This window comes from Cellulomonas sp. HZM, assembly GCF_000708885.1.
Classification (GTDB): domain Bacteria; phylum Actinomycetota; class Actinomycetes; order Actinomycetales; family Cellulomonadaceae; genus Cellulomonas.
This window is the reverse complement of record NZ_JEOE01000003.1, coordinates 92642-105746: the sequence shown is the minus strand read 5'-3', so window position 1 is coordinate 105746 and position 13105 is coordinate 92642. Positions and strand designations below refer to the sequence as shown.

Here is a 13105-nt window from a genome sequence, read left to right as displayed (position 1 = left end):
CGTCCTGTCAGGTTCTTGCGTTGATCTCGTTCGGTCCTTTAGATTCCAGATCACGACAGCGACGTCTCACGGTGTAGCCGGTGAGAGAGCTCGGCACCGCCGAGCCGCACCGGGCGAGCCCCGAGGACGCAGCGGTCGCGGACCACGACCGACCGGCCGGCGCACGGCGCACGGCCCACCGAGAGACGAGCGACCTGTGGTGCACCCCCACCCCGAGACCGACGCCACCTGGTGGCGCGGTGCGGTGATCTACCAGGTCTACCCGCGCAGCTTCGCCGACGGGAACGGCGACGGCACCGGCGACATCGCCGGCATCCGCGCGCACCTGCCCTACCTGCGCGACCTCGGCGTCGACGCGATCTGGGTGACCCCGTGGTACGTCTCCCCGCTCGCAGACGGCGGCTACGACGTCGCGGACTACCGTGCGATCGACCCGGCGTTCGGCACGCTCGCGGAGGCTGAGGCTCTCGTCGCGGAGGGCCTCGAGCTCGGCATCCGCACGATCATCGACATCGTCCCGAACCACGTCTCCGACCAGCACGCGTGGTTCCAGGCGGCGCTCGCCGCCGGCCCCGGCTCACCCGAGCGCGAGCGCTTCTGGTTCCGCCCGGGCAAGGGTGAGCACGGCGACGAGATGCCGACCGCGTGGGTCTCCGACTTCCAGGGCAGCACCTGGACGCGCACGACGAACCCCGACGGCACGCCCGGCGAGTGGTACCTGCACCTGTTCGCACCGCAGCAGCCCGACCTCAACTGGTCTCACCCCGACGTGCGGGCCGAGTTCGAGGACGTCCTGCGGTTCTGGTTCGACCGTGGTGTCGCGGGCATCCGGATCGACTCGGCCGCGCTGCTCATCAAGGACCCCGAGCTGCCCGAGTACACCGAGCACCCCGGGCCGGGCGAGCACCCGCACGTCGACCGCGACGAGCTGCACGACGTCTACCGGGCGTGGCGCTCGGTGGCCGACTCGTACGAGGGCACGCGCGTGCTGGTCGGCGAGGTGTGGCTGCAGGACCGCGCGCGGTTCGCGCAGTACCTGCGTCCCGACGAGATGCACACGGCGTTCAACTTCGACTTCATGGCCCGCCCGTGGGACGCCAAGCAGCTGCGTGAGTCCATCGACATGACGCTCGCGGCGCACGGCCCGGTGGGCGCGCCGGCGACGTGGGTGCTCTCCAACCACGACGTCACGCGCCCCGTGACCCGGTACGGCCGCGACGACAGCTCGTTCGCGTTCGCGGCCAAGCGCTTCGGCACCCCGACGGACCTCGACCTCGGCGCGCGCCGCGCACGCGCCGCGGCCCTGCTCACGGCGGCGCTGCCGGGATCGCTGTACCTGTACCAGGGCGACGAGCTCGGGCTGCCGGAGGTCGAGGACCTGCCGCGCGACCTTCTGCAGGACCCGATGCACTTCCGGTCCGAAGGGGTCGACCCCGGACGCGACGGCTGCCGTGTGCCGCTGCCGTGGTCCGGTCCGGCCGCCCCCTTCGGGTTCAGCCCGGCCGGCGCGGAGCCCACGTGGCTGCCGCAGCCCGCGTCGTGGGCCGGCCTGACCGTGCAGGCGCAGTCGAGCGACCCCGCGTCGATGCTGCACCTCTACCGCGACGTCCTCGCGCGCCGCCGCGCCGAGCCGAGCCTCGGCGACGGCCCGATGACGTGGCTCGACAGCGACGACGAGGTGCTCGCGTTCGCGCGAGGCGACATCGCGTGCGTCGTCAACCTCGGTGCGGAGGCGGTCGACCTGCCCGAGCACTCCGATCTCCTGCTCGCGAGCGCCCCGCTCGTGGCAGGCAAGCTTCCACGCGACACCGCCGTGTGGTTGCGCATCACCCCCTGAGAACCGACCGCACGACCAGCACGATCCGGAGCCGTCCGCAGTGGTTCCGGCAGACCCGCAGGACCACGACAGACAAGCAGCAGTTCCCACCTCGCGACCTGGCACCGGTCAGGCGTACCTCACGAAGGAGTGACGATGAGGTTCAACCGCACCACCGCGCTCGTCATGGCCGGGACGATGTCCCTCGGCCTGCTGGCGGCGTGCAGCAGCAACAAGGACGACGCGGCGAGCCCCTCGGGCACGACGACTCCGGGTGGCGACACCTCGAGCGCGCCGTCGAACGAGCCGGTCACGATCACGGTCGCCGGCCTCCTGCCCGGTGCCGAGAAGGCCGCGGTCGACGCGCTCAACGACCGCATCACGCAGTTCCAGGAGAAGTACCCGAACATCACGGTGAAGTCCAAGGAGTACCAGTGGCTCCCGACGACGTTCGCCGCCGACCTGGCCGGCGGCACGCTGCCGACGGTGTTCGAGGTGCCGGCGACGGACACCAAGACGCTCATCGCCAACAAGCAGCTCGCGGACATGGACGCGCAGCTCAAGCAGGAGCCGTACGCGAACGACTTCAACGAGCAGGTCATCGCGGGCGGCAAGGGCGAGGACGGCCACGTCTACGCCGTGCCGGCGAAGTCCTTCTACAGCGTCGCGCTGCACTACAACCGCGAGCTCTTCACGAAGGCGGGCCTGGACCCTGACAAGCCGCCGACGACGTGGCAGGAGGTCCGCGACGACGCCAAGGTCATCAAGGAGAAGACCGGCAAGGCCGGCTACGGGATGATGGCCAAGGACAACGCAGGTGGCTGGCAGCTCGTCGCCGCGGCCTACTCGCGCGGCGGGCGCGTCCAGACCGAGGCCAACGGCACCTACACCGCGACGCTCACGGACCCCGCCGTCAAGGCGAGCCTGCAGTTCCTGTCCGACCTCAAGAAGGACGGCTCGCTGTACCCCGACTCCGGCCTGGGCTGGGCGGAGATCAACGCGGCGTTCGCGGCCGGCAAGTTCGCGATGTACACGTCCGGCTCGGACATCTACACCGCGCTCGTGCAGAACCAGGGCGTCACGAAGGACAACCTGGACTACGGCCTGACGGCGATCCCGACCGAGAACGGCGGCGGCGCCCTCACCGGCGGCACCTACGCGGGTGTGCGCCCCGACGCCTCGGACGCGGAGAAGGACGCCGCGATGAAGTGGATCGACTTCTGGTACCTGGCCAAGCTGAGCGACCAGGACCAGGCCGTGGCGGACGCCAAGATCCTCGCCGACCAGAAGCCGCCGCAGGCGGTCGGCACCCCGGTGCTCCCGATCTTCTCGAAGGAGAAGTACCAGGAGTCGCTGACGTGGATCAAGGACTACATCAACGTCCCGCTGGACCACATGACCGGCTACACCGACGTCATGTTCACGCAGCCGCTCATCCCCGAGGCGGCCCGCGCCACGCAGGACACGTACGGCCTGCTCTTCCCGATCGTGCAGTCGGCGATCACGAAGGACAACCCGGACTTCGACAGCCTGCTGGCCAAGGCCAACACGGCGAGCCAGAAGCTCATCGAGAAGTCCAAGTGATCCACTCGTGATCGCTCGGCGACCTGGTCGCCGAGCGATCACGGACAGATCGCACGGCGGTGCCCGGACCGGCCGAGACCGGTCCGGGCACCGCCCGCACCACCTGCAGACCCGCACCTGACAGACCCTCGCCAGCCGAGGCCCCGCACCGAGAGAAGGCCAGCATGACCACGGACGACGCCGTCCTGAGGAAGCCGCCCCGGCGGGCCGACGCGGTGCAGCAGCGCACGCGGACGCGCAACCCGCTGACGTGGGCGCGCGGAGGCGGGCTCAGCGCGGTGGTGTTCGCGCTCCCGCTGCTCGTGATCTTCGGAGTGTTCTCCTGGGCGCCGATCGTCCGCGCCGTGGTGATGAGCTTCCAGGAGACCAACCTCATCGTCAGCTCGTGGGTGGGCTGGGACAACTTCCAGCAGGTCTTCGCCGACCCGATGCTCCCGGTGGCCATCCGCAACACCGCGTACTTCGCGCTCCTCGCGCTGATCTTCGGCTACCCGGTGCCGCTCGTCGCGGCCGTGCTGATGAGCGAGGTCCGCCGGGCCAAGGGCATCTTCTCGGCACTGGCGTACCTGCCGGTCGTCGTGCCGCCCGTCGTGGCGGTGCTGCTGTGGAAGACGTTCTACGACCCGTCCGACACCGGCGTGTTCAACACCGTGCTCGGCTGGTTCGGCATCGGTCCGTTTGCGTGGCTGAACTCGTCGACGCTCGCGATGCCGTCCCTGGTCCTCGAGGCCACGTGGGCCGCGGCCGGCGGCACGGTGATCATCTACCTCGCGGCGCTCACGAGCGTGCCGAGCGAGCTGTACGACGCCGCCGAGGTCGACGGCGCCTCGGTGTGGCGCAAGGTGTGGCACGTGACGCTGCCGCAGCTGCGCGGCATCCTGCTCATCACCCTGATCCTGCAGATCATCGGGACCGCCCAGGTGTTCCTCGAGCCCTACCTGTTCACCGGTGGTGGCCCGGACAACGCGACGCTGACGATCCTGCTGCTCATCTACAACTACGCGTTCCAGTCGCTCGGCGGCAACTACGGCATGGCGACGGCACTGAGCCTCATGCTCGCCGTGTTCCTCGCCGTGATGTCCCTCGTGTACTTCCGCCTGACCCGTAGCTGGAGCGCATCGTGAGCCTGACGAACATCTCTTCCGCCGAGGTCGAGGCGAGCTCGGTCGCCGCCGAGGTGGAGACGCAGCGCGCGCCGCGCCGGCGCCGCCCCGGCAAGGCCAGCGCGCCGCAGGCAGACCGCGGGGCCCTCTCGTCGGCCGACTGGCGTCGACCCGGCGTGAAGTACACCTGGACCACGATGCACGTGGTCATGGCCGTGATCCTCGTGGTCTGGGGGCTCGGCCCGATCCTGCTGCTCGCCAAGTGGGCGATCACGCCGACGATGGACATCAACGCCCACCCGCTGGGCTGGTTCCCCAACGGCGTCGCGTGGTCCAACCTCGACGCGGCGTGGAACGACATCGAGATCAGCAAGTACTTCGTCAACACGCTCATCGTGGCGGCGGGCTCGTGGGTGTCGCAGATGATCGTCGCGACGACCGGCGGGTACGTGCTGTCGGTGCTGCGGCCGAAGTGGGCCAAGTACGTCAACGGCGCCGTGCTCGCGACGCTGTTCGTGCCCGCCGTGGTGCTCCTCGTGCCGCTGTACCTGGTGATCCTGCACCCGCCGGTGATCGGGCACTCGCTCATCAACTCGTTCTGGGCGGTGTGGCTCCCTGCGGGCGCGAGCGCGTTCAACGTGGTGCTCGTCGCGCGGTTCTTCGACAGCCTCCCGCGCGAGGTCTTCGAGGCCGCACGCGTCGACGGTGCCGGTCCGTTCCGGCTCTTCTGGTCGATCGTGCTGCCGATGAGCAAGCCGATCCTGGGTGTCGTGTCCGTGTTCGCGGTCATCGCGTCCTGGAAGGACTTCCTGTGGCCGCTGCTGGTGCTGCGCGACCCCGACAAGCAGCCGCTCTCGGTCCGTCTCCCCGCGATCGCGCAGAGCTCCGACGTGGGTGAGCTCATGGCCGCGCTGGCCATCTCGACGCTCATCCCGATCGTGCTGTTCCTGGTGTTCCAGCGCATGTTCCTGCGCGGCGCCGGGCTGGGCGGTGCCGTCAAGGGCTGACCGGCACCCTCGACGCGCGCCCGGCGGACCACCCCCTGCCCGCCGGGCGCGCGTCGTCGTCCCTGCCGGGCGACCACGCGACTTTCTGACGGGTTGTCGGGTCGATGTCACGCGCGGGACGCCCCCGGGACGGCACGGGTGCGTGCGGCGCGGTGCGATGATCGGGACGTGGTCTCCCCCCAGTCGCCCCTGGCCCCGTACGACGCGCTGATGCTGGCCTCCTTCGGCGGCCCCGACGGCCCCGACGACGTGCTCCCGTTCCTGCGCAACGTCACCGCCGGCAAGGGCATCCCGGACGAGCGGCTCGCCGAGGTCGCGGAGCACTACCACCACTTCGGCGGCGCGAGCCCGATCAACGCCCAGAACGTCGCGCTGCGTGCCGCGCTCGTGGCCGAGCTCGAGCGCCGGGACCTCGACGTGCCCGTCGTGTGGGGCAACCGCAACTGGACGCCCTACACCAAGGACGCGCTGGCCGCGGCCCACGCCGACGGTGCCGAGCGCGTGCTCGCGATCGTGACGAGCGCGTACGCCTCGTACTCGGGGTGCCGCCAGTACCGCGAGGACTTCTGGTCGTCGCTCGACGAGCTGGGCACAGAACTGGGCACAGAGGTGAGCACAGAGGTGAGCACGGGGCTCGGCGCGGGCGCCCACCCGCTCGTCGTGGACAAGGTGCGCGCCTACTTCAACCACCCGGGCTTCGTCGAGGCGAACGTCGACGCGGTCGCCGAGGCCTACGCCGGCGTGCCGTCCGACGCGCGGCTCGTCTTCGTCACGCACTCGATCCCGGACACGATGGAGGAGGCCTCGGGCGTGGGCGGTGCGACGTACCGCGAGCAGCACCTCGACGTCGCCGTGACCGTCGCCACCGCCGTGGCCGAGCGGCTGGGGCACGACGTGGCCTGGGACCTCGCCTTCTGCTCGCGTTCCGGTCCGCCCAGCCAGCCGTGGCTCGAGCCGGACGTCAACGACCACCTGCGCGCGCTCGCGGCCGCCGGCACGACAGCCGTCGTCATCTCGCCCATCGGGTTCGTGTCCGACCACATGGAGGTCGCGTTCGACCTCGACACCGAGGCGCTCGAGACGGCTGCCGAGCTCGGCCTGACCGCCGTCCGCGCGGGCACCGTCGGCACGCGCGGGCCGTTCGTCCGCGGGCTCGTGGACCTGGTGCTCGAGCGGGCGGCGGAGGCGCGTGCGCACGACGAGGGGCGCGAGCCCGAGCCCGGCGCGACCGTGGGCGCGCTGCCCCCCCGTGCGTCGGTGTGCCCGCCCGGCTGCTGCCGGCGCCAGGCGGGGGTCGACTCCGGTCGACCTGTCGCCTGCGCGGTCGACCCGCGGTCCTGACGGCGCCCCGCGCGCCATCCCCGATCCCCCACACCACTGACAGCCCCACCGACGAGAGGCACACCGACGTGACGGTCGACCACGAGGCGCTCAACGCCTCCCAGCGCTACACGATGTGGTCCGTCTTCTCCCTCGAGGACGTCCTGCCGGAGGACGACGGCGAGCGGCACGCGCTCGTGAGCGAGGCCTTGCGCGCGGTCGAGCGCGACGGCCTCGTCGTGCGCGGCTGGTACGACGTCGCGGGCCTGCGCGCCGACGCCGACCTCATGGTGTGGTGGCACGGCGAGGACGTCGAGGACGTGCAGGGCGCCTACCAGCGCCTGCGTGCGAGCGAGCTCGGCCGGTACCTGCTGCCCGTGTGGTCGGTCGTCGGTCTGCATCGGCCTGCCGAGTTCAACCGCGCGCACGTGCCCGCGTTCCTCGCGGGAGAGGAGCCCGGCGCGTACATGACGGTCTACCCGTTCGTGCGGTCGTACGACTGGTACGTGCTGCCCGAGGACGACCGCCGACGCATGCTCGTCGAGCACGGTCAGGCCGCCCGCGGGTACGCCGACGTGCGCGCCAACACTGTCTCGGCGTTCGCGCTCGGCGACTACGAGTGGATCCTCGCGTTCGAGGCGCCCGAGCTCCACCGCATCGTCGACCTCATGCGTGACCTGCGCGCCACGGACGCGCGCCTGCACGTGCGCGAGGAGGTGCCGTTCTACTCCGGCCCTCGCGTCGAGCTCACGCAGTGGGCGGACCGCCAGCCGCGCGGCTGAGCCCCGCGCGGCAGCTTTCGCGCGGGTGCTCGGACCGGGTGCCATGATCGGTCCATGCTCCGACTCGTGGAGACCTGGGCCGTCGCTTCGCTGACCGGGACGGACGTCCCCGCCGACAAGCGGCACCGACCGTGGCTGACGTTCGAGGGCGACGGGGTGGTGTACGGCATGTCCGGCGTGAACCGCGTGCGCGGCACCTGGTCCGTCGAGGGCGACGACCTGACGTTCGGTCCGCTCGTGTCGACCCTGATGGCCGGACTGGCCGACGCGATGGCGATCGAGAGCGCGCTGCAGCGGACGTTGTCGGGAGAGCTGCGCCTGAGCACGCCGGACGGTGCTCCTCAGCCCACGCAGGACCCGCGCGACGGCGCCGACGCGGGTGGGACGCTCGACCGTGTCGAGCTCTCCCGCGACGGCGTCGTCGTCGAGCTGGAAAGGCTCGCGGGACCGCCGTCCTGACCATCGTCCTGACCGCCGTCCTGACCGAACGGGCGGACCGAACGGGCGGACCGAACGGGCGGCCGAGCACCGGCTCAGGGGTAGAGGCCTCGGATCTGGTGCGCCTCGGCCACGCGGCGCACCCCGATGACGAGTGCGGCGTCCCGCAGCGACAGGCTCTCGCGCCGTGACAGCGCGGACACGGCCGCGTAGGCCGACGCCATGCGCTGCTCGAGCCTCTCCGCGATCTCGTGCTCGGTCCACCAGTACGCCTGGTTGGCCTGCACCCACTCGAAGTAGGACACGACGACGCCGCCCGCGTTGGCGAGGATGTCGGGGACGACGACGATGCCTCGCTCGGCGAGCACGCGATCGCCGCCCGTCGTCGTCGGCCCGTTCGCACCCTCGACGACCCAGCGCGCCTTGACCCGGCCCGCGGTGTGCTCGTCGAGCACGTTCTCCACCGCCGCGGGGACCAGGACGTCGACGTCGAGCGCGAGCAGCTCGGCGTTGGAGACCGCGTCCGCGCCCTCGAACCCCACCACGCTGCCCGTGTGCGCGACGTGCGTGAGCAGCGCCGGGACGTCGAGCCCGTCGGCCGCGCGGATGCCACCGAACTGGTCGCTCACGGCGACGACGCGCGCGCCGGCCTCGTGCAGGAACCGTGCCGCGTGCGACCCGACCTTGCCGAAGCCCTGCACCGCGGTGGTCACCTCGTCGAGCCGGACGCCGGCGTCCCCGAGCGCAGCCGCGGCAGCGTGCACGACGCCGCGTGACGTCGCGGTCGCGCGTCCGAGCGAGCCCCCCACGGGCAACGGCTTGCCGGTCGTGACCGCGGGGATCGTGTAGCCCAGGTTCACCGAGTACGTGTCCATGACCCAGGCCATCGTCTGCTCGTCGGTGCCGATGTCGGGCGCCATGATGTCCCGCTCGGGTCCGATGATCGGCATGATCTCGCTCGTGTAGCGCCGCGTGACCCGCTCGAGCTCGGCCCTGCTGTAGCGCGACGGGTCGATCGTCACGCCGCCCTTCGCGCCGCCGTACGGCACGTCGACGACGGCACACTTCCACGTCATCCACATCGCGAGCGCGCGCACCTCGTCGACGTCGACCGACGGGGCATACCGCAGCCCGCCCTTGCCGGGCCCGCGCGAGATGTTGTGCTGCACGCGGTATCCGGTGAACAGCTCGACGCTGCCGTCGTCGCGACGCAGGGGGATCGCGACGTTCATCTCCCGGCGTGGCGTGGCGAGCATGCGGTGCAGCCCGTCGTCGTAGCCGAGGATCTCGACCGCGGAGGCGAGCTGGGCCTGCGCGGTGGCGAGCGCCGAAGCCGGCCGGGGGGCGGTCAGGGGCGTGACGTCGGGGTTGGCGGTGAGGTCGGCGGTGAGGTCGGCGGTGGCGTCGGGGGTGGTGGCGCCTGCGCCGCTGGTGGTGCTCGGGTCGGGCATCGTGGTCCTTCCGGTGTGCCGGCGCGGGCACCGGCCTCGTCGCCGGGCCGCGGAGCGGATCCGCCGACCACCCTGCCACCGTGCGCGGGCGTGCGCCGGTCCTCCCGCCCCGCGGACCGGGGCGTGTCGCACGCCGGGACGCGCACGCGAGGCTGGGACACACTGGGGACGACGACGGCCCGACGACGGAGCGTCGTCGCCGGTGCCGGGAGACCCCCGCCGTGCCGACCCGAGGGAGGACCATGCCCGAGCTCGACGACCTCGTCCCGCAGTCCGTGGCGCTCGCGCGCCGGTGGCTGGCGGCCACGTCCGACGGTGCCGGGGCCGAGCACCTCACCGGCACGGGCGGTCCCCGTGGCTCGTCGGCCGAGCGCCGCACCGCGCGCCGCCTCGGGGCACTCGTGTCAGACCCCGCGGGGCTCGAGCTCGCGGTGCGCTTCGTCGACCGGGTGGCCCGTCCCGCGGACGACGCGGTCGCGGCCCGAGAGCTCGCCGACCTGCGCCGCGTCGCCGGTCGGGCGTCGTTCCTGTCGCCCGTCGACCGCGCGATGCTCACCGCGGGGACGCGGGTCGCGCCGCTCGCGCCCGGGCTCGTCGTCCCCGCTGCCCGCGCGCGGCTGCGCAGCCTGGTCGGCCACCTCGTCGCGGACGACGGCCCGGGGCTCGCACGGCATCTCGCACGCATGCGCGCCCAGGGGTTCCGGCTGAACCTCAACCTGCTCGGCGAGGCCGTGCTGGGGGAGCGCGAGGCGGCTGCGCGGCTGGCGAGGCTCACCGACCTGGTGCGGCGTGACGACGTGGACTACGTCTCCGTCAAGGTGTCCGCGGTCGCGAGCCAGCTCTCGACGTGGGACACCGCGGGTGCCGCGGCCCGCGTCGCCGACCGCCTGCGTCCGCTGTACCTGACGGCCGCCGAGCACGGCACGTTCCTCAACCTCGACATGGAGGAGTACCGCGACCTCGAGCTCACGATCCGCGTGTTCGAGTGGCTCGCGGGAGACCGGGACCTGCAGGGATCGCCCATGGGCATCGTCCTGCAGGCGTACCTGCCCGACGCGCAGGAGGCGTACGACGAGCTCGCCGACATCGCGCTGGCACGCCGCACCGCCGGGGGCGCGCCGCTCAAGGTTCGGCTGGTCAAGGGCGCGAACCTCGCGATGGAGCGGGTCGAGGCCGAGCTGCACGGCTGGCCGCAGGCACCGTACGGCACGAAGGACCTCGTCGACGCGGCGTACCTGCGGCTCGTCGACCGCGCGCTCGACCCGAGCCGGACCGCGGGCCTGCGGGTGGGCGTCGCGAGCCACAACCTGTTCCACGTCGCCGCGGCCCACCTGCTCGCGCAGGCGCGCGGCGTCGGCGCCGCGGTGGACGTCGAGATGCTGCAGGGCATGGCCCCCGCGCAGGCCAGGGCCGTGCGCGACGAGGTCGGTGCGGTGCTCCTGTACACGCCGGTGGTCGCGCGCGGGGACTTCGACGTCGCCGTCTCCTACCTGGTGCGCCGCCTCGAGGAGAACGCCGCGGGCGAGAACTTCCTGCACGCGCTGTTCGCCGACGACGTGCCGGGTGCGGCGATGCAGGCACAGCAGGAGGCCTTCGAGCGGGCCGTGGCGGCACGCGGCGACGTGCCGCTCGCACCCCGGCGCGACGGGACGCGGACCGCGCCGGGCGGCTCGTTCGAGAACGCGTCGGACACCGACCCCGCCGTGCCCGCGTCGCGTGCGTGGGCGGCTGACCTGCTCGCGGCCGACGCGCCGCCACCGGCGGGTGCCGTCGAGGTCACGACGACGGCGCAGGTCGACGACGTCGTCGCACGCGCCGCGGCGGCCGCCTCCGCGTGGGCCGCGACGCCGCCGCACGAGCGGGCCGACGCGTTGCGCCGCGCCGCGCACGCGCTCGAGCGCGCACGCGGCGACCTCGTGCGCACGATGGTCCACGAGGCAGGCAAGACCGTCGCCGAGGCGGACCCCGAGGTGAGCGAGGCCGTCGACTTCGCGCGCTACTACGCCGACCGCGCCGACGAGCTCGCCGACGGGTGCGTGCCCGGTGCGGTGTTCCGACCCCACGGGGTCACGGTCGTGACCCCGCCGTGGAACTTCCCCGTCGCGATCCCGGCGGGCTCGGTGCTGGCGGCGCTCGCGGCCGGCAGCACGGTCGTCGTCAAGCCCGCACCCGCGACGCCGCGGTGCGCGCAGGTCGCGATGGTGGCGATCTCGTCGGCCCTCCCGCCCGACGTGCTGACGACGGTGCTGAGCCCGGAGGGGGACGTCGGCCGCCGTCTCGTCACGCACCCGTCGGTCGCCCGCGTCGTGCTCACGGGCTCGATCGACACCGCGCGGCTGTTCGCCGGCTGGCGCCCCGACCTCGAGGTGCTCGCGGAGACGTCGGGCAAGAACGCGATCGTGGTGACCCCGTCGGCGGACATCGACCTCGCGGTCGCGGACGTCGTGCGCTCGGCCTTCGGGCACGCGGGGCAGAAGTGCTCGGCGGCGTCGCTGCTGGTGCTCGTCGGCTCCGCCGGTCGCGACGACCGGCTGCGACGCCAGCTCGCCGACGCCACGTCGTCGTTGCGCGTCGGGCCGACGACCGACCTCGCGACCGCCGTCGGGCCGCTCGTCGAGCCCGCCGAGGGCAAGCTGCTGCGTGCGCTCACCACGCTCGACCCGGGGGAGGAGTGGCTCGTGGCACCTCGGCGGCTCGACGCCGAGGGCCGGCTCTGGTCGCCGGGTGTCAGGCACGGGGTGCGGCCGGGGTCGTGGTTCCACCACACCGAGTGCTTCGGGCCCGTGCTCGGCGTGATGCGTGCCGAGACCCTCGACGAGGCGATCGAGATCCAGAACGCCGTAGCGTTCGGGCTGACGGGCGGGCTGCACTCGCTCGACGACGCCGAGATCGCGCACTGGCTCGAGCGCGCCGAGGTCGGCAACGCCTACGTGAACCGGCACATCACAGGTGCGATCGTCCGGCGGCAGCCGTTCGGGGGGTGGAAGGCATCGGTCGTCGGACCCGGTGCGAAGGCCGGCGGACCGCACTACGTCGCGCAGCTCGGACGGTGGGCGGACTCGCCGGACGTCCCGGAAGCACCCGACGCGTGGCTCGCGTGGGCGACGGCCGACGACGAGCGCGCGTGGCGCGAGACGTTCTCACGCGAGCACGACCCGAGCGGGCTGCGCGCCGAGGCGAACGTGCTGCGCTACCGGCCGGTCCCCTCGCTCGTGCTGCGCGTACGCGCCGGTGCAGCGGCGGAGCATGTCGCGCGGGTGCGGCACGCAGCGGCCGTCGCAGGCGTCCCGGTCCGGGTCAGCGACGTGGCCGACGAGAGCGACGAGGCGTTCGCACGGCGCGTGCAGCTCGGCGCAGGGTCGTCGGCGGCCCCGGTGGTGGGGCGCGTGCGCGTCGTCGGGGGAGCCGAGCCCGCGCTCCGGGCGGCCGCGGCGGCGCGTGCCGGCGAGGTCACGCTGCTCGACGGGCCCGTGCTCGCGTCGGCGGAGCGTGAGCTGCTCACCGTGCTGCGCGAGCAAGCCATCAGCAGGACGCTGCACCGATTCGGGCACGTCGCGCCGCAGGACTCCCGGAAGGCCTGACCATTCGCCCGGGAGCGCAGCCC

At 72.7% G+C, this 13105-nt stretch carries 9 protein-coding genes; 8 read left to right on the top strand and 1 reads right to left on the bottom strand.

The window, feature by feature from the left end; translation table 11 throughout:
* Positions 1-196 precede the first annotated feature (196 nt).
* From AW16_RS0103220 to AW16_RS0103190, 7 genes are all read left to right on the top strand, one after another.
* The gene (locus AW16_RS0103220) at positions 197-1837 is read left to right on the top strand and encodes a glycoside hydrolase family 13 protein (protein ID WP_029288163.1); all 1641 of its coding nucleotides are present in this window, start codon (positions 197-199) and stop codon (positions 1835-1837) included.
* A 135-nt stretch (positions 1838-1972) separates the two neighbouring features.
* Positions 1973-3400 carry an ABC transporter substrate-binding protein gene (locus tag AW16_RS0103215; RefSeq protein ID WP_029288162.1) on the top strand — a complete coding sequence of 476 codons (1428 nt, stop codon included), beginning with the start codon at positions 1973-1975 and terminating at the stop codon, positions 3398-3400.
* A 164-nt stretch (positions 3401-3564) separates the two neighbouring features.
* Positions 3565-4524, top strand: a complete 960-nt coding sequence (locus AW16_RS0103210) for a carbohydrate ABC transporter permease (RefSeq protein WP_029288160.1) — start codon at positions 3565-3567, stop codon at positions 4522-4524.
* 2 nt (positions 4525-4526) lie between these two features.
* Positions 4527-5510 (top strand): carbohydrate ABC transporter permease, encoded by a 984-nt coding sequence (locus tag AW16_RS0103205; protein ID WP_029288158.1) that lies wholly within the window; start codon positions 4527-4529, stop codon positions 5508-5510.
* 210 nt (positions 5511-5720) lie between these two features.
* Positions 5721-6851, top strand: coding sequence for a ferrochelatase (locus tag AW16_RS0103200; protein WP_051681622.1), 1131 nt, complete (start codon positions 5721-5723; stop codon positions 6849-6851).
* A 68-nt stretch (positions 6852-6919) separates the two neighbouring features.
* Positions 6920-7612, top strand: coding sequence for a hydrogen peroxide-dependent heme synthase (gene hemQ / locus AW16_RS0103195; RefSeq protein WP_029288155.1), 693 nt, complete (start codon positions 6920-6922; stop codon positions 7610-7612).
* A gap of 54 nt (positions 7613-7666) precedes the next feature.
* Positions 7667-8071 carry an META domain-containing protein gene (locus AW16_RS0103190; protein ID WP_029288153.1) on the top strand — a complete coding sequence of 135 codons (405 nt, stop codon included), beginning with the start codon at positions 7667-7669 and terminating at the stop codon, positions 8069-8071.
* A 74-nt stretch (positions 8072-8145) separates the two neighbouring features.
* On the opposite strand, the gene AW16_RS0103185 is transcribed toward AW16_RS0103190, so the two are convergent.
* The gene (locus AW16_RS0103185; protein ID WP_081861433.1) at positions 8146-9501 is read right to left on the bottom strand and encodes a Glu/Leu/Phe/Val dehydrogenase; all 1356 of its coding nucleotides are present in this window, start codon (positions 9499-9501) and stop codon (positions 8146-8148) included.
* A gap of 242 nt (positions 9502-9743) precedes the next feature.
* Between AW16_RS0103185 and AW16_RS0103175 the strand changes: the two genes are divergently transcribed.
* Positions 9744-13082, top strand: coding sequence for a bifunctional proline dehydrogenase/L-glutamate gamma-semialdehyde dehydrogenase (locus AW16_RS0103175; protein ID WP_034648062.1), 3339 nt, complete (start codon positions 9744-9746; stop codon positions 13080-13082).
* Positions 13083-13105 lie beyond the last annotated feature (23 nt).

What these genes read in the sequence shown, in the direction of transcription:
- AW16_RS0103185 (WP_081861433.1), bottom strand. Translation starts at nt 9,501, where the DNA reads ATGCCCGACCCGAGCACCACCAGCGGCGCAGGCGCCACCACCCCCGAC.
- AW16_RS0103175 (WP_034648062.1), top strand. Translation starts at nt 9,744, where the DNA reads ATGCCCGAGCTCGACGACCTCGTCCCGCAGTCCGTGGCGCTCGCGCGC.
- AW16_RS0103210 (WP_029288160.1), top strand. Translation starts at nt 3,565, where the DNA reads ATGACCACGGACGACGCCGTCCTGAGGAAGCCGCCCCGGCGGGCCGAC.
- AW16_RS0103215 (WP_029288162.1), top strand. Translation starts at nt 1,973, where the DNA reads ATGAGGTTCAACCGCACCACCGCGCTCGTCATGGCCGGGACGATGTCC.
- AW16_RS0103190 (WP_029288153.1), top strand. Translation starts at nt 7,667, where the DNA reads ATGCTCCGACTCGTGGAGACCTGGGCCGTCGCTTCGCTGACCGGGACG.
- AW16_RS0103200 (WP_051681622.1), top strand. Translation starts at nt 5,721, where the DNA reads ATGCTGGCCTCCTTCGGCGGCCCCGACGGCCCCGACGACGTGCTCCCG.